Genomic DNA, 21164 nt, shown 5'->3' with positions numbered 1-21164 from the left:
AAACGGGGCGCAGGGCCCCAGCCTTGCACCCCGTCCGCAGATGTCGCCGATCAGGCCTTACGCGGCCAGATCAAAGGGCGCGATTTCACCCGACAGGTAAAGCTTCTTGGCCTTGGCGCGGCTGAGCTTGCCCGAGGACGTGCGCGGCAGGGTGCGCGGCGGCACCAGCTCGACAATGGCCGGATGGCCCAGAATCGCGCGCACCTTTTCGGCCACGGCATTCTTCAGCTTCAAACGCTCAGCCGGATCGGACACGCGGCAATGGACCAGCACAGCGGCGGTCTCCTCGCCGGTTTCGGTTTCAAGGCTGAAAGCGGCAATGTCGCCCTGATGGAAACCGGGGAGCTGTTCCACCGCCCATTCGATGTCCTGGGGCCAGTGGTTCTTGCCGTTGATGATGATCATGTCCTTGGCGCGGCCGACGATGAACAGATAGCCCTCGGCGTTCTGATAGCCCATGTCGCCGGTGTCCAGCCAGCCATCGACCAGACAGGCCGCCGTCGCTTCGGGATCGCGGAAATAGGAGTGCATGACGCTGGGGCCCTTGCACCACACCTTGCCGATCTGATGATGGGGCAGCACGCGGCCCGCGCCGTCGCGGACCTCGATTTCCATGTCCAGCACCGGCTTGCCGCAATTGACGATGGCGCGATAGCGTGCCGGGCGCGAGAGGTCGCGCGGCTGGCCCGACAGGCGCTCTTCCTCGACCAGTTCGACGCGGATGCCTTCGCCCGGCGGCATGATCGTGACCGAAAGCGTGGCTTCGGCAAGGCCATAGGAGGGCAGGAAGGCGCTGGCCTTGAAGCCGGCGGGGGCAAAGGCGTTGACAAAACCCTGCATCACATCGGGGCGGATCATGTCCGCGCCATTGCCCGCAAGGCGCCAGCGCGACAGGTCAAAGCGTTCGTCCACATGGGTCTGGCTGGAAATGCGGCGCGCGCAGATGTCATAGCCGAACGTGGGCGAATAGGAGATCGAATTGCCCGGATTGCGGGTGATCATGTCCAGCCAGGCCAGCGGGCGGCGGGCAAAATCCTCGGTTTTCAGGTAATCGGTCGAAACCTGATTGGCGATGATCGAGAGGAAGCAGCCGACCAGACCCATGTCGTGATACCACGGCAGCCACGAGATGCAGCGGTCCTCTTCGCGCAATTGCATGGCCAGACCATGGCCGCGCAGATTGTTGAGCAGCGAGGCATGCGTGACGGCCACGCCATGCGGGAAACGCGTCGAGCCGGAAGAATATTGCAGATAGCAGATGTCATCGCCCGACGCCTGCGGCAATTCGACCAGCACCACCGGATCGGCGGCCAGAATGTCCCAGCTCAGCCCCTCGCACGCGCCGCCCTTGGCATTATGCGCCTGCGCGGCGGCAAGGCCCAGATGGGCGATTTCGGGCGGATAGAAGAAATAGAGCGGGTCGCTGCTGGCCAATTGCACGGCCAATTGTTCGATATAATTGTCCTTGCCGCCAAAGCTGGTGGGCAGGGGCAGCGGCACCGGCCATGCGCCCGCATAGATCACGCCGCAGAACAGCGCGGCAAAATCGGCGCCCGTTTCGGCAACCATGGCGATTCGGTCGCCCTTTTTGACCCCGCGCGCGATGAGGCGGTGCGCCATGGCGATCGCGTCCTGGCGCAATTCGCGGAACGGATAGGGGCGGATCAGATTGCCGCGCGGATCGTGGAAATTCAGCCCGCGCGCGCCGGTGGCCGCATAATCCAGCGCCTCGCCAAAGGTGGCGAAATCGCCAAAGCGGCGCGGCAGGTCGCAGGCGTTGGGCGTGGGGATCAGGGCGGCGTTGGTCGCTTCGATCACGGCGGCGTCGGTCATGGTCTTATCCGTCTTGGGTTATGCCCGCTGCCCTTGCGTGCGAAGGCAAAGACGGCAGGCATCGAAAACTGGCCCGCAAATCGGGTGACGCGGGGGGTCCCCTTTGGCGCGCGACTGTGGCACGAATATGGCCGATGGATGACGAGACGCGCCCCAATCGCCGCAAAATGGCCCCAAAGCCCCTCGATTCGGCCCGGATTGAGGAAATGGCGCTGGCCTATGTCGCGCGTTTCGCCACCAGCGCGGGGCGGCTGGAGGACTATCTGCTGCGCAAATTGCGCGAGCGCGGATGGGCGGACGAGGGGCCGCCCGAGGCCAAGGTGGCCGCGATTGTCGGGCGCCATGTCGAGCTGGGCCATATTGACGATGAGAGCTATGCAAGGATGAAGACCGGCAGCCTGCTGCGCCGGGGCATGGGGCAGCGGCGGATCGCGCAGGCGCTGGGGCAGGCGGGGATCGACGAGGACATTCGCGCGGAGGTGATGCCGCATGAGGCCGCCGCGCGCGAGGCCGCGCTGGCCTATGCGCGGCGGCGGGGGCTGGGGCCGTTTGCCCGCCGCGCCATGCCCGATGATCCGATGGAGCGCCGCGCCCGCCGCGAAAAGGAGATCGCCGCCATGCTGCGCGCAGGCCACGCGATGGGGGCGGCCCGCGCCGTTCTGGAGGCCGCCGATCCGCAGGCCGCGCAGGATTGGGTCGAGGAAGCGCGCGAGGAATAGGGACCCTTTGCCCTTGCCCCTTTGCCCTTGCTTTGCCCCCCCGGCTTGGGCTAGGCGCTGAACGTCACTGGCTTTCGCGGATTCTGTCTGCGGGCAGACCTGAAATTTAGGGAAACTTGCGCAATGCTCTTCACCTGGTGGAACGGCTCCACTTTCGGCACCTGGCTCAACACCAAGTTTGGCGGCGAACAGGTTGGCACCGATTTTCAGGGTAACAAGTATTACCGCTCGAAGAAGGTCGTTCCGGCCGGCACCAACAGCCCCTTTGCGGGCATGGAGCGCCGCTGGGTGATCTATAACGGCGCCAATGATTCGAGCCGCGTTCCGGCCGAATGGCATGGCTGGCTGCACCATTCCTATGATGCTGTGCCGCAGAGCCATCTGCCCCCGCCGCGCATCTGGGAAGCCGAATATACGCCCAACGCCACCGGCACCGCCAAGGCGCACCAGCCGCACCCCGAACTGCGCGGCGCGGGCAAGGCCAAGGCTGCCGGTTACGAAGCCTGGACGCCTGAAGGCTGATTGATCCCATGCGCCGGACTCTGATGGTGGCTGGCGCGTGTTTGGCGCTTTCGGCTTGCGGCGGTTCGTCCGAGCCCGAGACGCAGGCCACCGACGTGCCCAAGGCGGTGGCGGGCAATGCCGCCGCCCAGGCGGTCGAAAACCAGTTCGGCACCCCGGTCAAGGATCGGGTGGCGACGCTCGGTCTGCTCAACAAGCGCAACAATGAGCAGCAGGATATCGTCCTGAAAGTGGGCGAGGCGCGGCGCATCGGCAATGTTGTGGTCAAGCTGTCCACCTGCGAAAAGACCCAGCCTTGGGAACGCCCTCAGGAAACGGGCGCCTTCGTTCAGGTCTTTGTCGAGCAGCGTTCGCAGATCTCCGATCCCCTGCGCTGGCAGAAGGTGTTTTCGGGCTGGCTGTTCCGCAATTCGCCGGGGCTGAACGTGGTTCAGCACCCGGTCTATGACGTCTGGGTCAAGGATTGCGCGATGAACTTCCCCGGCGAGGAAGAGAACCCGGCCGATTTCGCCGTTTCCAAAAGCGCGCCAAAGGCGTCAGGCAGCGCAAGCGCCACACCCAGCGCCGAGGCGGTCGCGCCCGCCCCCGCCCCTGCGGCCCCCGAAAACCCGGACTGAGGCCGCAGGCCCGGCTCTCTGGGCCGCATCGCCTCGCGCAGCATCGCCAGATAGCGCTTTTGCGGGATCTCGATCGCGCCCAGCGAAGCCAGATGGCTGGTGATGAACTGGCAATCGAGCAGTTCGGCGCCCCCGATCCGCAGCGCCGCCACCAGCCATGCCAGCGCCACCTTGGAGGCATCGGGCACGCGGCTGAACATGCTCTCGCCGCAGAAAACCCGTTCGAAGCCAACGCCGTAAAGCCCGCCCACCAGCGCGCCGTCGATCCAGCATTCGATCGAATGGGCATGGCCCAGCCGGTGCAATTCGCGATAGGAGGCCGCGATTCGTTCGCTGATCCATGTCTCGCCGCCATCTTCGGCCTCGGCGCGGCGCGGCGCGGCGCAGGCGTCCAGCACCAGATCGAAGGCCGCATTGCAGGTGACGGTAAACTTTCCGCGCCGCAAACTGCGCGCCAGCGAATGCGAAACGCGAAAGCGGTCGAGCGGCAGGATGCCCCGCCGCTTGGGCTCGACCCAGAAGATTTCGGGGTCATCGCGCGAATCCGCCATCGGAAACACCCCGCCGCGATAGGCCAGCAGCAAGAGGGCAGGATCAATCAGGTCTGGGTTTTCCATTTTCACCGCGCCTGTCTAGCATCCTGTTCATCCGGGCGTGAAGAGGGAGAAAGGCCGCAAACCCCCGCCTTTGAGACCCCGCGAAAAAATACGCGCCCATCGCATATTGCCCACTTGCCAAAGCGGCGAGCCTACCCTAGAGGCGCGTCTCCCGCAGGAGTGTAGCTCAGTTGGTAGAGCATCGGTCTCCAAAACCGAGGGCCGTGGGTTCGAGTCCCTCCGCTCCTGCCAGGGTTTTCCCAGACATCGCGATTATCAGGCCCTTCGGGGCGCCCGCCGGTGCTTCCGGCCTTGTTTCGCCCGAATGCCGACTTGCCAATCGCGCCGCTGCGGCTAGGGATGCGGTTTCGGGCAATGCTGTGGGGCTTTTTCCAGACCATGCGTGTGATTGATCCTTCGCCGGCCGCGCGTGCGGGCGAGAGGCGGCTTTATTGGTTCGCGGTGCTGCTGGCGCTGGCTTCTTGCCTGCCCGCCGTGGTCGCGCGCTATCCCCAGATGAGCGATTATCCCGCCCATCTGGCGCGCTATGCGGTGATGCTGGACGGCGGGCGCAGCGCGGATCTGGCGCGCTATTATGCGTTTCATTGGGCCTGGACGGGCAATCTGGGGGTGGACATCCTGATTCGCCCCTTTGCCGCGATTTTCGGGCTGGAGACAGGCGGGCGGATCATCAGCGGAATCATCCCGCCGCTGACCGCGCTGGGGCTGATCGCGGTGGATCGGCAATTGCACGGGCGCGTCACCATCGCCTCGCTGCTGGCCATGCCTTTTGCGTGGTCGCCGATGATGCTGATCGGCCTGCTCAATTATGCGCTGGGTCAGGCGTTGGCGCTCTGGGCCTTTGCGTTTTGGGTGTGGCTGGACCGAAAGGGGGCGGTGTGGTGGCTGCGCGGGGCGCTGTTTGTGCCGATCGGGCTGGTGGTGTGGCTGTCGCATCTGTCGGCATGGGGCGTGCTGGGGGTGCTGCTGCTGGGCTATGAGCTGGGCATGGGGCGCGGGTGGCGGGCGTTTATTGCGCCATGGCCGCTGTTGGCGCCGCTGGTGGTGATGGTGCTGGTGCCGGGCACGGCGGGCACCTTCTCCTATGGGCCCTATTGGTGGGTCTATAAGCAGGCGATCTGGCTGAAAGCCATGCGCGATACGGTCTATGCGCTGGATTATCTGTCGCTGGTGGTGGTGGCGCTGGCCTTTCTGGCGGCGGCGGCGATGCGGCGGCTCGATGGGCGGCTGGGCTGGGCGGCGGTGATGCTGCTGGCCATGACGATTGCGGTGCCGCGCCATATTTCGGGCGGCGATTATGCCGATTACCGGCTGGTGACGACGGGGTTGATGGTCTGCTGCCTCTCGATTCGCTGGCCGCGCGCGCCGGGCTGGGCGATCACGCCGGTGGTGATGCTCTATGTGGCGCGCCTGTTGATCACCACGCAGGATTGGCACGATGATTCGGCGCGGATGGAAAAGATCATGGTCGCGCTTGACCATGTGCCGCAGGGCGCCCGCGTGGCCAGCGCCGTACTGGTGACGCGCGAGCAATGGCCGCTCAACCATTTCGAACATATCGGCGCCTATGCGGTGGTGCGCCGCCATGCGCTGGTGAATGCCAATTTCGCGGTGCCCCATGTCCATATGCTGCAATTGAAGCAGGGCGGGCGCGATTTTGATGATCCCTCGCAGCGATTGCTGCTGCACCATACGCAAAAGGTCGATCTGGCCAATTTCGCGCCCGCGCGTCAGGCCGACTGGCTGTGGTATGTGGGTGAGCGAGCGCCCGACACTCTGCCGCAGGGCGCTGTGGTGGTCTGGCAGGGGCAGGGCAGTTTGCTGGCGCGCCTTAAATCGGCCCCCCTTGCAAAATAAGGCGACTGGGACTAGATCACCGACATCTCCCGACATCGGAGCCTTGCAAAGCCCCTCCCGGACCTGATCCGGGGCGGCGCGGCGGCAATGGTCCAAACGGTTTCGGGCTTATTCGAGGATTGCGTCGATGGAAGATAAGAAGCCCAAGGTCTCTCCCGGAGAGTTCTTCAACCAGGTCAAGGTTGAGGCGCGCAAGGTGGTGTGGCCGAGCCGTCAGGAAACCGTTCAGACCGGCATCTTCGTCGGCATTCTGATGCTGATCCTCGCGATCTTCTTCCTCGGTGTCGATTCGCTCTTCGGCTACATCGTGCGCACGCTGCTGTCGCTCGCCTGAGAAACGCATAGGAACTGTAAGATATGGCCCGCTGGTACATCATCCACGCCTATTCCGGCTTTGAAAACAAGGTCAAAGAAGCCATTCAGGCCGAAGCCGAGCGCCTCGGCCTCTCGCAGTTGGTTGAGCAGATCGAAGTGCCCTCCGAACAGGTCACCGAGGTCAAGCGCGGCAAGAAGGTTCAGGTCGAACGCAAGACCATGCCCGGCTATGTGCTGGCCAAGCTGACCATGAATGACGATGTGTATCACCTCGTCAAGAACACCGCCAAGGTCACCGGCTTCCTGGGCCACAACGGCAAGCCGCAGGCGATTTCCGAGCGCGATGCGGCCCGCTATTTCGGCCACCGCGAAATCGTCGCCACCACGGTCAAGAAACACGTTGCCGTCGATTTCGAAATCGGCGATTCGGTCAAGGTGCTCGATGGTCCCTTCAACAGCTTCACCGGCATTGTCGAAGAGCTGGATTTCGACAAGAACCGCGTCAAGGTCTCGGTGTCGATCTTTGGCCGCGCGACGCCCGTCGAGCTGGATTTCGAGCATGTCGAGCTGGTGAAGTAAGACTTCATCCGGTTTTCGGGATTGAAAAGGGCGGGGGATTTCCTCCGCCTTTTTTGTTTTGGGTTTGAAGAAGAGAGGCAAATGCGAGGGTCTGGACCCTCGCGCTCCCGTTACTGTCTGCGTTTGCGCATCGGGTTCGGCGGATGGGTGTCGGACGCGGCGTCAGAAATGATAAAGCTTGCGGCGCTTTCGGCGTAACCTCGCCGCGCCGCAGGCTTTCAATCCATCGCACAAGTTCGACTTAGCCGATCTGGGGCGCCTCCCGTAACGGGATTGCAAAGGGACTGAGTCCCTTTGCCCGCCGGAGGCAAATGCGGCAAACCTCACCTTGCCCCCAAATCTCCCATACCCACAGTCCCCGAAGCCATCCCCAGCATCCGGTCGAGGCTTTCCTTGGCCTTCAGCCGCAGCCCTTCCTCGATCTCGATCCGGGGCGTCAGGTCGCGCAGGGAGATATACAACTTCTCCAGCGTATTCAGGGCCATATAGGGGCAGATGTTGCAGTTGCAGTTGCCGTCGGCCCCCGGCGCGCCGATGAAGGTCTTGTTCGGAATGGCCCGCTGCATCTGGTGGATGATGTGCGGCTCGGTGGCGACGATCAGCGTGTCGGCCTCGATGGTCTTGGCATAGTTCAGAATGCCGCTGGTCGATCCCACATAGTCGGCATGGTCGACGATGGTGGGCGGGCATTCGGGGTGGGCGGCGATGGGCGCGCCGGGGTGCTGGGCCATCAGCTTCAACAATTCGGTTTCGGAAAAGGCTTCATGCACGATGCACACGCCGGGCCAGAGCAGCATCTCGCGGTCGAACTTGCGCGAGAGATAGCCGCCAAGGTGGCGGTCGGGGCCAAAGATGATCTTCTGGTCGCGCGGGATCTGCGAGAGGATCTTTTCGGCGCTGGACGAGGTGACGATGATGTCGGAGAGCGCCTTCACCTCGGTCGAGCAGTTGATATAGGTGATGGCGATATGGTCGGGATGCGCCTCACGGAAAGCCTTGAACTTTTCGGGCGGGCAGGCATCCTCAAGGCTGCACCCGGCGTTGAGGTCGGGCAGGACCACCGTCTTCTGGGGGCTGAGGATCTTGGCCACTTCGGCCATGAATTTCACGCCGCAAAAGGCGATGACATCGGCGTCCGTCTCGGCCGCCTTGCGCGACAGCTCCAGCGAATCGCCCACGAAATCAGCCAGATCCTGCAGTTCCGGCTTTTGATAATAATGCGCGAGGATGACCGCGTTCTTCTCCTTGCGGAGGCGGTCGATTTCGGCGCGCAGGTCAAGACCGGCGAGGGCGGCGCTCTGGGCAGTCATAATCACATCCCCTTGGGGTTCATTGGCTTTGCCGCCCAGATAGGGAGCATTGCGCAAGACCCCAAGGGAAATCTGCAATTATTGGCCCAGATCGGCGGCCAGCGTAATGATCGGCGCGCTTTGTGCCAGCAGCGCGGTCAGGATGTGGAGCACCATATTGCTGCTTGCGCCCAGCACGGTGGCGGGGTGGATCTGGCCGTACTGGCGCTGGTCATGGCGGGCCAGCAGGGCAAAGGGCACCATTTCGACCGCCATGGCCAGCCACTCGCCGTTCGACCCCAGCAAGGGCATCGGCAGTAGCCGCCCCAGCGCGGGATCGAGCAGCAGCACATTGGCGGCCAAAATCAGGCGCGCATGCCACGCCGTTTCGCGCCGCCGCAGCACCGCCAGCAGGATCAGCGCGGGAAATCCCAGCAGAAAGCAGGCGTTGAGCGCGAGAAAAAAGGCCGGCGTAAAGAAGGGCGGCACCAGTTGCCCGCCCAGCGCCGAACGCAGCGTCATGCCCCCCACCAGCGGAATGGCCGCGACATAGGCCAGCGCCAGCCACCCCATCCGCCGATGCAGCGCCAGCGCGGGCGCCGAGAGACGCGCGGCCAGTTGCGTCTGGACCACCGCCAGCGTCAGCCAGCTGAGCATCAGCGCGCCATGGACATGGAACCAGAGCGGGACATGGCGATAGTCCACCCGCCCCAGCGCGGCAAACTGGCCAAAGCCAAGCACGATGACCAGCGCAAGGCCGATGGTCACGCGGGCAAAGAATTGGCGATCACGATGAAGCAGCACGGCAGGCGAGGTCGATGAATGGACCATGTTTCTCCCCCTCTCTGTGTATTGCCCAAGTATTACACCAGGCGAAGGGGGCGCGCAAGATGGCGGCCTAGGGCGCCGGAACCCACAGATCCCCCTCCGCCTGCACCACCAACTCGCGCCTTTGCAGGTCGATCAGATGGGCCAGCACCGAACGCCCCGCCGCCCGGTGCAGCCGCACGTCGAGGCCCGGATACATCTGCGCCACCATGATCTCGATCGTCACCGGCCCGGTTTCCAGCGCGCGCAGGATCTGGCGCTCGCGCATCCGGCGGTGGCCGATCATGCCGCGCACCATCTGCTGGGGCTTGTCGATCTGCGGCCCATGGGCGGGGTAATAGACCCGGTCAGCGCGCTCATAGAGCTTGTCGAGGCTGATCATATAGTCGCTCATATCGCCATCGGGGGGCGAGACGACCGTGGTTGACCAGCCCATCACATGATCGCCGGTAAACAGCGCGCCGCTCTCCACCAGCGAGAAACACAGATGGTTGCTGGTATGGCCGGGCGTGGCCACCGCCATCAGCGTGGCCGAGGGCAGGCGCACCAGATCGCCATCGGCCAATACCGTGTCGGGCGCATAGGATGTGTCAAAGGCGGCATCGGCGCGCGGCCCGTCATCCTCCAGCGTCAGGGGCGCGCAACCGATGATCGGCGCGCCCGTGGCGGCGGCCAGAGGCGCGGCGCCCGGCGAATGGTCGCGGTGCGTATGGGTGCACAGGATCGCCAGCACGGGCGCGTCGTCAATCGCGCCCAGCAAGGCCTCGATATGTTCGGCATCATCCGGCCCCGGATCGATCACCGCCAGCCCGCGCGCATCGCCCACCAGATAGGTCTGGGTTCCGGTAAAGGTAAACGGGCTGGGATTATTGGCCAGCATGCGCCGGACGAGCGGTTCGAGTCGCTCGGTTTTGCCGGTGGGCCAGGGGCGCGGGGGCATGTTCATGGACCCAGCCTATGCCGCTTTGCCCGCCCCCTGTCGAGGGGGCGGGGGATCAGGCCACCGCGCTGCCCAGCCGGGCGCGCAACTGGTCGATCGCGCGCGGCGCGCCGGGGGCCACCTCGCGCCAGCTGCGGTCGATGCGCAGCAGGCGGGCGTAAAACTCCTCGGTCGCGGCAATCAGCTTGCGGATCTTGGGGCTGAGCAAGAGCAGCCTTTCAGGATCGGCGGCAGGGAAATCGGGGGCCAGACGGCCATAGCGGCGCAATTGGAATTCGGACAGTTCGCCCATGAAATAGGCGCGATGATTAAGCAACCAGGCCACGGCATGCATCATGCGCGTCGTCGTGCGCAAAGCCTCGCAGGACAGGGCAATGCGGGGGGCGTCTTCCTGCGTCCCGGTTTCCTCGATCCGGCCCGACAGATCGAATGCGGCGCGCACCTCGTCCGAGAGGACCAGTGCCTCGCAATACAGACCCTCCACGATTCGGGGATTGATGTTGCTTGTGTGCTTCATGGTGAAATTGGTTAATCAAATATTAGCACTTGCTGCAATGTCATTAGGGGGTGGTGCGTATCCCAATTTGGGACATTCCCCGTTTTGGACCTTAAGGCGGCCCCGCAACGGGCGCGCGCATGCCGGGCGCGCGCCCGTTGCGGGGCGCCCGTGCAGGACCCAAAACGCCTTGTGCGCGTCTGGCTCAGGCGATGATGTCGGGGATCAGATAGTCCTCGATCAGCGAGATCTGGTCCTTGAGCTTGAGCTTGCGCTTTTTGAGGCGGGCCAGTTGCAGTTGATCGCCCGCACCCGAAAGGGTCAGCGCATCGATCGCGGCATCCAAGTCGCGATGCTCGACGCGGAGCGCTTCCAGCTTTTTGCGCATTTCCTCTTCGGTCACCAAAATATGCTCCCGCCAAGGGTGTGTCGCAAGTCCTCTCCATGCTCTAATCGCGCCGCGTCCAACGGGCAAGAGGGGGCGCGGGATGCACGATGAATTGAGTGCCGGGCGCAGGTAGCCGAGGCTGAGGGGCGCTTTGTCGCGGCCCTGCACGGCTTACCTAAAATTGTCATATTCGGGGCTTCGCAAGCGGGGCAAAGTGTGTTTCCTTGGGCGCCTGATCAACGGGAATGACGCGATTCGGACATGGCCGCACTGGTCTGTTCTGTCATGCTCTGATCGGGCGGGCGTCTGCAGCCGTCCGCTAATAGGGGGGTAGCCTGTGGCCACCCACCACACGGTTTTCCCGGTCTGACCTTTGCATGGGGGTCGGTTGGGGGCCGCGCTGGCGCGGAGGTCACTTTCAATGGCTTTATGGCCTATGGAGGAGAGTCCAAAATGGAAGCATCCCACATCAACGCCCTGCACAACAAGCACGCCGGTCTTGAGCGCCGGATTGCCGAAGAACTCAAGAGTCCCCATCCCGACCCAGCCATGCTTCAGGCGCTCAAGCGCCACAAGCTGCGGATCCGCGACCAGATCGCGCATCATTGATGCAGCATTGCGTGCAGCATGGAATGGCAAGGCCCCAGGCGGTAAAGCAGGGCCTGCCGGCTGAACGCTGACAACCCGACCGTTGCGAGATCACCCCGGCCCGATCCGGCCCATGACGCCGGATCGGGCCTTTGTGTTGCCTATTGCGCCGGTTTTTACTTGAAACGGAGGCGCAAAACGCAAGGTTAGCGCAAAAATAGAGGTGGGCGCATTTGCAAAGGCGCATGTTTGGTCTAACCCCCTTTTCATGACCACTGCACCTCTCGGCCCGACCTCGAATTCCAGCGCGGTGGCGGCCGCGCGCACGATCCTGACGCGCCTGCACGAGGTGATGGCCTCGCGCAGCCATGCGCAGGCCAAGCTGAACACCGTGGTCGAGGTCATCGGCGCCAGTCTGGATAGCGAGGTCTGCTCGATCTATCTGCTGCGCGAAGGGATGCTCGAACTTTTCGCCACGCGGGGTCTGGCGCAGGAGGCGGTCCACGTCACCCGCATGGCGATCGGCGAGGGGCTTGTCGGCACCATCGCCTCGCGTGTCGAGACGCTCAATCTGGCCGAGGCGACCGCGCATCCGGATTTCTCGTATCGCCCCGAAACGGGTGAGGACAAGTTCCACTCCTTTGCGGGCGTGCCCATCGTGCGGCGCGAACGCTGCGTGGGGGTGGTCTGTGTTCAGCATGTCGATCCGCGCCGCTATGAAGAGGTTGAGATCGAGGCGCTCCAGACCGTTGCCATGGTGCTGTCCGAACTGATCGCCAACGCCGATCTGGTGGACGAGGAAGAGGCCGCAGGCATTGCCGCGGCCCTGACCGGGCCGGAGCAGTTGCGCGGCCTCACGCTGGTCAAGGGGCTGGCCAGCGGGGTTGCGGTCTATCACCAGCCGCGCATCACCATCGAGCATATCGTGGCCGAGGACACCGAGGCCGAGCGCCAGCGCGTTTACCTCGCCTTTGACAAGATGCGCGAACAGATCGACCGCATGGCGTCTCAGGCCGAATTCGGCAGCGGGGGCGAGCATGAGGAGGTTTTGGAAACCTATCGCATGTTCGCCTATGACGAAGGGTGGAGCCGCCGCATCAACGAGGCGATCGATTCCGGCCTGACCGCCGAGGCCGCCATCGAGCGCGTCCAACAGCGCACCCGCATGCGCATGCGCCAGATCGACGATCCGCTGCTGGCCGACCGGATGCACGATCTTGAGGATCTGGCCAACCGCCTGCTGCGCATCGTTTCGGGCCAGTTGGGCACCGCGGCCAGCGCGGGTCTGCGTCAGGACGCGATCCTGATCGCGCGCAATCTTGGCCCGGCCGAACTGCTCGAATATGACAAGCGGCGGTTGAAGGGCGTGATCCTTGAGGAAGGCTCGCTGACCGCGCATGTGGTGATCGTGGCGCGGGCGATGGGCATTCCGGTGCTGGGCCGGGTCAAGAGCCTGCGCGGCAAGGTGCGCGAGGGCGATCCGATTCTGCTCGACGCGGATCAGGCGCTGGCCTTTGCGCGGCCCACGCGCGACATGATGATCGGCTTTGACGAGCGCTATGCCAAGAATCGCGAGAAGCAGGCCAAATATGCCGCGCTGCGCGATGTCGTGCCGATCACGCTGGATGGCGAACGCATTGCGGTCAATATCAACGCGGGCCTGCGCGAGGATATGCCCAATCTCCAGCTTACCGGCGCGGATGGCGTGGGTCTTTACCGCACCGAGTTCCAGTTCCTCGTCTCGGCCACCTTGCCCAATCGCGAGCGCCAGACGCGGCTCTATCGCGAAGTGCTGGAATCGGCGGCGGGCAAGCCGGTGGTGTTCCGCACCGTCGATATCGGCGGCGACAAGAGCCTGCCCTATCTGCGCCATGACGAGGATGGCGAGGAGGAGAACCCGGCGATGGGCTGGCGCGCGCTGCGCCTTGCGCTCGAACGCGACAGCCTGCTCAAGGTTCAGGCCCGCGCGCTGCTCGAGGCTTCGGCGGGGCGGGTGCTGCAGGTCATGTTCCCGATGATTTCCGAACCATGGGAATTTGACGCGGCCAGGGCGGTGTTCGAGGGGCAGTTGGCCCATCTCCGCAAGCTGGGCAAGACGCTGCCCGAGGCGGTCAAATATGGCGCCATGCTCGAAGTGCCCGCGCTGGCCGAGGTGCTCGACCTTCTGCTGCCGCGCCTGTCGTTCCTCTCGATCGGCACGAATGACCTGACCCAGTTCCTCTTTGCCGCCGATCGGTCCAACCCCAAACTGGCCGAACGCTATGACTGGCTTTCGCCCGCGATCCTGCGCTTTGTCCGCCGGATCGCGGCGCAGGGCCATGCGCATAATGTGCCGATGACGGTCTGCGGCGAAATGGGCGGGCGTCAACTCGAGGCGCTGGCCCTGCTGGGCGTGGGCATCCGCCGCCTGTCGATCACGCCGGCGGGTGTCGCGCCGATCAAGGATCTGGTTCGCCGCGTCAATCTGGCCGAAATCAGCGCGGCGATGGACGGCTGGCTGGCCCATCCGCCCGTCAGCCTGCGCGAGGAGATGACCGCATGGGCGGCCCAGCGGGGCCTGATCGGAGACTGAAGGGGCGAATTAACAGGCTGTTACGCACCGGCGCATCGATATCTTTGCGTAATCGGGCGCAATATGCCTGTTAACCGGCGCAAGGACCCGTCAAGCCTGTTGACTTTCCTTAGCTTCCATCGTTGTGTCCGGCGCGGGCCGCAAAGGATTTCGGTATCGCCATGAGCGCAGATGAGTCAGAATTCGCTTCTCCAACCAGCGGTCAGCCCGCCACCGCGGGCCAGCGGCTGGCCGCCGCGCGTGAGGCGGCGGGGCTGACACTGGCGGAACTGTCGGCCCGGACCAAGATTTCCGAACGCCATCTGGGCGCGCTGGAAACCGGCGATTTTGCTGCTCTGCCCGGCCGCACCTATGTTTTCGGTTTCACGCGCACCTTTGCCAAGAGCGTGGGGCTGGACCCGGCCGCGATGGTCGATGTGATGGGCCGCGATTATGCGCGCAGCGCGCCCGAACCCGATGTGCCCGCCTCGCCCGCTTTCGCGCCGGGCGATCCGGCGCGCGTGCCTTCCTCGCGCTTTGCCTGGATGGCCGGTTTCGTGCTGCTGGTGGCGGCTATCGGCGGCTTCATCTGGTGGCAGAACAATTCCAGCTCGACCGACAGCCTGCCCTCGCTGATCCCCATTGAGACGCCCAGCGCCGCCCCCGCCGCATCGGCCGCCCCCAGCGAGGCGCCCAGCGAGGAAGCCTCTGCCGCGCCCACCGGCCCTGTCGTGCTGACCGCGCAGATGGACAAGCTGTGGATCAAGGTCTCGGACGCGAACGGCAAGCAACTGGTGCAAAAGGTGCTGGCCCTGGGCGAAACCTATACGGTGCCTGAGGATGCCGAAGGCCCGACCGTGTGGACCGGCCGCCCCGACAAGCTGGCGATCACCGTCGGCGGTCAGGACGTGCCCCCGATCAGCAAGGTTCCCGAGATCGTCAAGAATGTGCCGATCTCGGCCAAGGCTTTGCTGGAGCGCGGCAAGCCTGCGCCGTCGGCCGCTGCCGCCAATGCTGCGCCGATACCGGGCGCGTCGGCTGCGCCTGCCCCCGCGCCGACCCCGCATCCGCTGCGCCATTTCCCGCGCCCCCGGCCCGGTGCGACAGCCAATGTCGGGGCCAATACCGGGGCCAATACCGGGACCGGGCCCGTCGCCCCCGCCACCCCATCCACCGTTACGCCTTAACCCGCACTCGACAGCAGGGGGGGCTTGCGGCACTGTGCGTTTGGGGCATGGAACAACCGATGATCTGGGCCGCCCGTATCCGGGCGCGCCGTGGGAGTTGAAGAAAGATGATGTATAAGCAGCGGATCAGGCTGGCTGGCGTGGCGCTGGCAGCGCTGCTCTGGACAGGCAGCGCCATCCCGGCGCAGGCACAGGAAGGCACAGTCGGGGAAATCCGCATCCGCAAGCTGGAGGCTGAGGTCCGCGCCTTGCAGCGGCAGGTGTTCCCCGGCGGCGATGCCAAGCTGTTCGGCCAGCAGGCGGTCAACCCGCCCCCCGCCGCAGCCGCGCCCCCGGCGGTCGAGACCCCCGTCACGCCGCCCGCCAATACGGCGCTGACCGATATTCTGGCCCGTCTGAGCGCGGTGGAGGCGCAGAACGCCCGCCTGACCGCGCAGATCGAGGAATTGTCGAACCATGTGCGCCAGTTGGACGCGGCCCGTGCGGCGGCCAATGCGCCGGCGGAGCAGGGCGCGGGCACACCTGAGCCGGCCCCGCCTGCGGTTGCCGACGACAGCGCCGCGCCGCGCCCGGCGGTCCGGCCCGCGCCGCTGCCTGCCCCGGCCCCCGCGCCGGTGGCCAAGCCCGCGCCCGCGCCCGCCAGTCGCGTCGCCGCGGTCAAGGCGATCACCAAGCCTTCGACCGGCGATGCGGGCGAGGATGAGTATACCTATGGCTTCAAGCTGTGGGAGGCCAGGTTCTTCCCCGAGGCGCAGCAGCAGTTGAAGCTCTATCTGGACCAGTATCCCAGGCACAAGCGCGTCAGCTATGCCCGCAACCTGCTGGGCCGCGCCTATCTGGACGATGGCAAGCCGCGTGATGCGGCCCCGTGGTTCCTCCAGAACTATCAGGCCGACAAGAAGGGCGCGCGCGCATCCGACAGCCTGCTCTACCTGTCCGAGGCGATGATCGAGATGAAGGACATCAACCGCGCCTGTATCGCTCTGGGCGAATTTGCCGACAGCTATCCGGCCGATGCTGCCGGGCGGCTGAAGCCGGCCTATGACAGCATTCGCGCCAAGGTGAAGTGCAACTGAGCGCGGAGCGTTTCGCACAGAGTCTGGCGCAGGTCTGGCCTGAGGGCACGCGCGATCCGGCTTTGAAGCTGGGGATCGCGGTGTCCGGCGGGCCAGATTCGCTTGGGCTGCTGCTTTTGGCGGCGGCGGCGCGGCCCGGCGGGGTCTGCGCGGCCACGGTTGATCATGGGCTGCGCGCGGAAAGCGCGGCGGAGGCGGCGCAGGTGGCGGCGGTCTGCCGCGATCTGGACGTGCCGCATGAAACGCTTCGGGTGTTGGTCGAGCCGGGCAATGTGCAGTCCGAGGCCCGCGCCGCGCGCTATGCCGCGCTCGCCGACTGGATGTCGCGCGAGGGCGTGGCGGCGCTGGCCACGGCCCACCATGCCGACGATCAGGCTGAGACGCTGGTGATGCGCCTCAATCGCGCCAGCGGGGTGGCGGGCCTTGCCGGGGTGCGCGAACGCGGCTGGGTGCCGGGGGCCGAGCATCTGCTGATCCGCCCGGTGCTGGGCTGGCGGCGGGCCGAACTGGCCGCTGTGGTGGGTGATGCAGGGCTGGTTGCCGCCGATGATCCGTCCAACCGCAACACCGCCTTTGACCGCGTGCGCGTGCGGCAGGGGCTGGCGGGGGCGGACTGGCTGGATGTGGGCGCATGGGCGCGCAGTGCGGAAAATCTGGCCGATGCCGATGCCGCGCTCGATTGGGCGGCGGACCGGGAATATGGCGCGCGGGTGGTGCGCGAAGGGCTGGGGGTGAATTACCGCCCCGCTGCACCGCGTGCGATTGCCATGCGCGTGATCGCCCGGATTGTCGAAGAGATCGACGGTCATCCCCCCCGCGGCAATACGGTGGCCCGCGCCTTTGACGCCTTGCTGGCGCGCCAACCGGTGTCGATCGGCGATGTGGTGGCCCGGCCCGGCCCCGGTGTATGGAGCTTTATGAAGGCCCCGAAACGCCGCGTTTAGTCCACCAGAGAGTCGCCCAGACCCACCTGCTTGCCGCGCGTGATGTACACCTTGTCGCCGATATGGACCTCGGCAAACACCTTTTTGGCAAAATCGAGCGGCACCCCGATGCAGCCATGGCTGGCAAAGCCGTTCCGGACATTGGTGGCATGGATCGTGATGCCGTCATTGGTCAGCCGCATCATATAGGGCATGGCCGCGTCATAGAGGTTTGAGACGTGGTTCTTGTCCTTCTGGGTGATGGGGAAGACGCCGGTGGGGGTGGGCTTTTCCTGCGTGCCCAAGAGGACGGCAGTGGCGCCGATTTCAAACCCGTTGCGGAAGACCGAGAGCACGCGCGCCTCCAGATCGACGGTGATGACCAGCGGGCCGGGGGGCACGCCGTCCTCGTCCCATGCCCATTGGCCATATTTGATCGGCCCGGAAATCGGCAGGATGCGGCGGATGACAAAGCGGCGATCAGTGGGTGTCGGGGTTGAGGCGGGCATCACGCCGCCGCCCTTGCCGGGGCTGCGCATGCCGATGGTGGTGGCGGGCGTGTCAAAGCTGACGCCTTGGGCCGAGGCGTAGGGATCGACCCCAGGCGCGATCTGATGCGCCAGTTGCGGGCGTGCGGCGATCACGACGTCGCGGGGCAGATGGGCGGTGCCGCCCCGTTCATCCGCCTCGATCAGCGCAAGGCCCGCCAGCACCGCCAGCCCCAGCCCGCCCATGATGATCAGCGCGCGGGCCGCCAGAAACGGGTCGCCGGTCGCAGGGGTGGGATGGGTGCCGATAGGCATGATGGGGCAGACTCGCAATCAAGGTTAAACGCTATGGTTAAGGATGCGTTACCTTGTGCGCCTGCGCCAGAGGTCTGTGAAGCCTGTATCGAAATGGGACGGATTTACGCCCGCCCCATTCGATCACATATCAGCCATGCGCGCCAAATTCATTGGCAATCGCCGTACCGATGCGCAGGGCAAGGCCATAGGCGCGCTCGATCGGCTCGATATAGTCGCGGCGGATGGCGCCATAGCCATGGGCGGCATCGTCGGGATAATCGGCCGGTTCCTCGACCCGGAAATCGTCCAGGCTGGGGAAGCTGGTGGGGAAGGCGCGGCGAAGCTGGGCCAGCGCATCGTCGATACGCAGGGTGAAGACCATTTCCAGCACATCTTCGCGGGCGATGTCATTGGCGCGGCTGAATTGCGGCACCATGACCGCGCGCAGGAACATATGCTGGAACAGCGCCAGACGCAGCGCCTGAAGCACGCCGATCATCCGGCGCGTATGTTCGCGGTCGGGCAGGGGCGCCTCGTCCGGGATCAGCGCCAGCAGGCGGTGGAGTTTCAGCGCATCGACCCGCAGGCGCGTCGAGAGGCGGCGGAACACGCCCGCGCGGTCATCGCCCGTCAGATATTCGGCCAGCGCAAGGCAACCATCGGCAATATGCTCTTCATGCCCGCGATAGGGGCGGCTGGCCCAATAGGCGCTGTTGAACAATTCTCCAAAGGCCGTGAGCGTCTTGATGCTGGCCAGCGCATTGGCGGCGCGGATCAGCCGGACAATCTGCCGCCCACGCTCCGATGAGCGCAGCAGGCTGGCCAGCTCCTCATAATTGCCCTCGGCCGCGCTGCCCGCCCCGGCGATGATGTTCACCGGATAGCCAAGCTGTTGCAGCACCGCATTATGCGGGATCGCGCGGATCTGACGCAGCGACATCGTGCGGTCGGAGGAAACGTCGCTCTGGCGGCGGCTCTTGCGGCTGCCGGTGTCGTTCAGCAGACCAAGCCCAAAGGCGGTCAGCGCGCGGCTATAGGTGCTGCTCGACAGGTGCTGTTGCTGAACCCGGCGAATCGCGCGATAGAAGTCGAGGGACAGGTCCGTGCGGCGATAGAACGGGTCGGTCGGTGCATAGGGATCGGTTTCGGCAGGCGCCAGTTCGATAAAGCGCGTGAGCGTGGCCAGCGCCAGTTCATCGCTGCCAAAGAAGAGATAGCCATCGCCGCCCTGAAACGAGACTTCCGGTTCAAGCCTGATCCCTGCCCGCACGAAACGGCGCCGCGCCCATGGTGACAAGGGCCATGCCAGACGATCGGCCAGCGAGGCGGGATGCGCGCCGCGCCCCATGCTCTCGCCATGGGTGTTGAAGATCAGCGCGGAAACGTCCGACAACTGGTTGGCGGTCATCGCCTCGGCCAGGCGGCCCTGAAGGCGCTCGATGGCCAGCGCGGCAGGGATCTGGCCCACAAAGCGCCCGGCGTCGGAAAAGCCGGTCTGGATCGACACACGGCCACGCCCGCGCGCATAGGCGCGATAGGCCGGTTCGGCCAGCAGCGCATCGAGGAAGCGTCCGCCATGCTCCAGCGCCGTCTCCGTCTCGAACAGGGGCGAGACGTCCACCTTGTCCTCGATCCCGAACAGCTTGGCGAAATAGAGCGCGGCGAGCATCGTGGTGGGCTGTTCGCATTCGGCCACCAGCATGCGGATCGGCGTGTCGGCGTCCACATGGTGCAGGATCTGCGCCATGGTCAGGAACAGGCGGATCGCGGTGCTGTTTTCAATGGCCAGCGCGGCGAAATTGGTGCGCAGAACCTTGGCCGTGGCCAGCAACTCGCGCATCTTCACCAAGGCAGCCTGGCTGGCCAGATCGAGGCGGCCATCAGGATCGATGCGGCGGCGGATGGCGTTCTGAAGCTGGCTCGAATTCACGCGGAAATGCACCCAGCCCATGCCCAGACCATCGGCCTGCATCGCGGCAACCGTGGTCAGCAGAACCTCGGCCACATCGTCCTCGGCACTGGCGGCAAGGGCCTCCAACTCGGCAATGATGCCCGACAGGCTGGTCATCTTGGCCGGATGGTCGGCGGTCAGCGTGTTGGCGGCCTCCGACAGGGTCGCCGGGTCTTTCATGTCGCGGGCAAACAGCGCGGCCATTTCCTCGGCGCGCTCGGCCCCGGCCAGCAGGCGCGTGGCGATATCCGGTGCGGCCTCGGCCAGATCGGCGGCATAGGCCGACAAGCGCTGGGCCTTTTCCATCAGGCGATAGCGGATGCAGGTGTTCCAGCCGATGTCCGTCCGCCCGTCCATGTCATAGCCCACCCAACTGGCGAACCGGATCGGCATCGGGCGCAGCGCGCGCCATTGCTGTGGCCAGCGGGCGCGGGCGGTGTTGAACAGCGTCCGGGTGATGCGCGCGCGCGCCGAATGCCCGCGCGCAATGGCGGCCAGCGCGGCGTCATGCTCGGTGTCCAGCGTGATCGTGTCGCGCGCCGCTGTCGCCGCGCAGGTGGCGGGGCCGAAATCGCCCGCGCTGGCGGCCTGCGCCACGGTGGCGGTCTGCGCCTTGTTCAGCAGGAAGGTGGGGTGGGCGGTGAACACGATATGCGCGGCGGGGCGGCCCCAGCGCGTGGCAAAACTGGCAAAATCGCCCGCTTCGGCATGACCCTTCACGCGGGCGATATTGGCCTCCGGCTCGACCGGCTCCAGAAGGCGATGCAGCCGCCGCGCGCGCGCCTGAAGCCCTTCGCATTCCAGCTCGGCCACCATCTCCTCCACCTTGTCGAGGCTGAGGTCGCCGTTTTCAATCTGGCGCGAGAGTTCGAGGGAAAGCTGAAACACCGGGTTGAACAGCGGGGTTTCTTCGGTCGTCGCGTGCAGATCCTGCAAGCGCTGCGAAAGGGCGGCAATCTGGCTCATCTTTATGGACACTCCCGTCGGGCGCTCTGGCCCATGTGCTGGCGGCCTGCTTTGCCTCTCCTGCCCTTATGGTCTTGCCCCTGACTATGGCCATGATCGCCGGACAGGGGAAGGGGAACTGCAAAGCCGCAGACGAA

General features: G+C 65.2%; 19 protein-coding genes, 1 tRNA gene and 1 pseudogene. 12 read left to right on the top strand and 9 right to left on the bottom strand.

The genetic code is table 11. The annotated features are described in order from the left end of the window. Window positions 1-57: 57 nt before the first annotated feature. Window positions 58-1833 carry a fatty acyl-AMP ligase gene (locus PQ457_RS14395; protein ID WP_273617484.1) on the bottom strand — a complete coding sequence of 592 codons (1776 nt, stop codon included), beginning with the start codon at window positions 1831-1833 and terminating at the stop codon, window positions 58-60. Window positions 1834-2000: 167 nt separating this feature from the next. Here PQ457_RS14395 and PQ457_RS14390 point away from each other — a divergent pair, with 167 nt between their 5' ends. The 3 genes and pseudogenes from PQ457_RS14390 to PQ457_RS14380 form a co-directional block, all read left to right on the top strand. Then, on the top strand, window positions 2001-2552 hold the full coding sequence (locus PQ457_RS14390) for a regulatory protein RecX (protein ID WP_273617483.1): 552 nt from the start codon (window positions 2001-2003) through the stop codon (window positions 2550-2552). 123 nt (window positions 2553-2675) lie between these two features. Further along, window positions 2676-3074 carry an NADH:ubiquinone oxidoreductase subunit NDUFA12 gene (locus PQ457_RS14385; RefSeq protein ID WP_273617482.1) on the top strand — a complete coding sequence of 133 codons (399 nt, stop codon included), beginning with the start codon at window positions 2676-2678 and terminating at the stop codon, window positions 3072-3074. Window positions 3075-3082: 8 nt separating this feature from the next. Further along, window positions 3083-3481, top strand: a pseudogene (locus PQ457_RS14380) (DUF2155 domain-containing protein); the annotation flags it as partial. A gap of 35 nt (window positions 3482-3516) precedes the next feature. Here PQ457_RS14380 and aat read toward each other — a convergent pair. Further along, window positions 3517-4308 (bottom strand): leucyl/phenylalanyl-tRNA--protein transferase, encoded by a 792-nt coding sequence (gene aat / locus PQ457_RS14375; RefSeq protein ID WP_273617481.1) that lies wholly within the window; start codon window positions 4306-4308, stop codon window positions 3517-3519. A 155-nt stretch (window positions 4309-4463) separates the two neighbouring features. Here aat and PQ457_RS14370 point away from each other — a divergent pair. From PQ457_RS14370 to nusG, 4 genes are all read left to right on the top strand, one after another. Beyond that, window positions 4464-4539 (top strand) — tRNA-Trp (locus PQ457_RS14370). A gap of 108 nt (window positions 4540-4647) precedes the next feature. Beyond that, entirely contained in the window at window positions 4648-6165 is a 1518-nt protein-coding gene (locus PQ457_RS14365) for a hypothetical protein (protein WP_273617480.1), read from the top strand. A gap of 127 nt (window positions 6166-6292) precedes the next feature. Beyond that, window positions 6293-6499, top strand: coding sequence for a preprotein translocase subunit SecE (secE, locus tag PQ457_RS14360; RefSeq protein WP_168605646.1), 207 nt, complete (start codon window positions 6293-6295; stop codon window positions 6497-6499). 23 nt (window positions 6500-6522) lie between these two features. Next, entirely contained in the window at window positions 6523-7059 is a 537-nt protein-coding gene (nusG, locus tag PQ457_RS14355; protein ID WP_168605647.1) for a transcription termination/antitermination protein NusG, read from the top strand. 323 nt (window positions 7060-7382) lie between these two features. On the opposite strand, the gene nadA is transcribed toward nusG, so the two are convergent. The 5 genes from nadA to PQ457_RS14330 form a co-directional block, all read right to left on the bottom strand. Beyond that, complete coding sequence (gene nadA / locus PQ457_RS14350; RefSeq protein ID WP_273617479.1) at window positions 7383-8369, bottom strand: quinolinate synthase NadA; 987 nt, start codon at window positions 8367-8369, stop codon at window positions 7383-7385. A 78-nt stretch (window positions 8370-8447) separates the two neighbouring features. After that, window positions 8448-9179: a hypothetical protein gene (locus PQ457_RS14345; RefSeq protein ID WP_273617478.1), complete on the bottom strand. Its 732-nt coding sequence runs from the start codon at window positions 9177-9179 to the stop codon at window positions 8448-8450. A gap of 67 nt (window positions 9180-9246) precedes the next feature. Further along, window positions 9247-10122 (bottom strand): MBL fold metallo-hydrolase, encoded by an 876-nt coding sequence (locus PQ457_RS14340; protein ID WP_273617477.1) that lies wholly within the window; start codon window positions 10120-10122, stop codon window positions 9247-9249. 49 nt (window positions 10123-10171) lie between these two features. After that, entirely contained in the window at window positions 10172-10633 is a 462-nt protein-coding gene (locus PQ457_RS14335) for a DUF1465 family protein (RefSeq protein WP_273617476.1), read from the bottom strand. 184 nt (window positions 10634-10817) lie between these two features. Then, the gene (locus PQ457_RS14330; RefSeq protein ID WP_168605652.1) at window positions 10818-11015 is read right to left on the bottom strand and encodes a YdcH family protein; all 198 of its coding nucleotides are present in this window, start codon (window positions 11013-11015) and stop codon (window positions 10818-10820) included. A gap of 438 nt (window positions 11016-11453) precedes the next feature. Here PQ457_RS14330 and PQ457_RS14325 point away from each other — a divergent pair, with 438 nt between their 5' ends. The 5 genes from PQ457_RS14325 to tilS all read left to right on the top strand — a co-directional run bounded on the left by PQ457_RS14325 (window position 11454) and on the right by tilS (window position 17346). Next, window positions 11454-11609: a YdcH family protein gene (locus PQ457_RS14325; RefSeq protein WP_168605653.1), complete on the top strand. Its 156-nt coding sequence runs from the start codon at window positions 11454-11456 to the stop codon at window positions 11607-11609. Between the two features lie 247 nt (window positions 11610-11856). Then, on the top strand, window positions 11857-14160 hold the full coding sequence (gene ptsP, locus PQ457_RS14320; RefSeq protein WP_273617475.1) for a phosphoenolpyruvate--protein phosphotransferase: 2304 nt from the start codon (window positions 11857-11859) through the stop codon (window positions 14158-14160). A 161-nt stretch (window positions 14161-14321) separates the two neighbouring features. Further along, on the top strand, window positions 14322-15326 hold the full coding sequence (locus tag PQ457_RS14315; protein WP_273617474.1) for a helix-turn-helix domain-containing protein: 1005 nt from the start codon (window positions 14322-14324) through the stop codon (window positions 15324-15326). A gap of 107 nt (window positions 15327-15433) precedes the next feature. Continuing rightward, window positions 15434-16402: a tetratricopeptide repeat protein gene (locus PQ457_RS14310; RefSeq protein ID WP_273617473.1), complete on the top strand. Its 969-nt coding sequence runs from the start codon at window positions 15434-15436 to the stop codon at window positions 16400-16402. Continuing rightward, complete coding sequence (gene tilS, locus PQ457_RS14305; protein ID WP_273617472.1) at window positions 16393-17346, top strand: tRNA lysidine(34) synthetase TilS; 954 nt, start codon at window positions 16393-16395, stop codon at window positions 17344-17346. Before PQ457_RS14310 ends, tilS begins: the two co-directional genes overlap by 10 nt. Here the strand turns inward: tilS and PQ457_RS14300 are convergent. Then, the gene (locus PQ457_RS14300; protein ID WP_273617471.1) at window positions 17343-18128 is read right to left on the bottom strand and encodes a L,D-transpeptidase family protein; all 786 of its coding nucleotides are present in this window, start codon (window positions 18126-18128) and stop codon (window positions 17343-17345) included. The two genes, tilS and PQ457_RS14300, sit on opposite strands and share 4 nt — an antisense overlap. 130 nt (window positions 18129-18258) lie before the next feature. After that, window positions 18259-21027, bottom strand: coding sequence for a phosphoenolpyruvate carboxylase (locus PQ457_RS14295; RefSeq protein ID WP_273617470.1), 2769 nt, complete (start codon window positions 21025-21027; stop codon window positions 18259-18261). Window positions 21028-21164: the final 137 nt, after the last annotated feature.

It is taken from the genome of Novosphingobium humi, assembly GCF_028607105.1.
In the GTDB taxonomy this organism is placed as follows: domain Bacteria; phylum Pseudomonadota; class Alphaproteobacteria; order Sphingomonadales; family Sphingomonadaceae; genus Novosphingobium; species Novosphingobium humi.
This window is presented reverse-complemented; position numbering and strand designations above follow the sequence as displayed.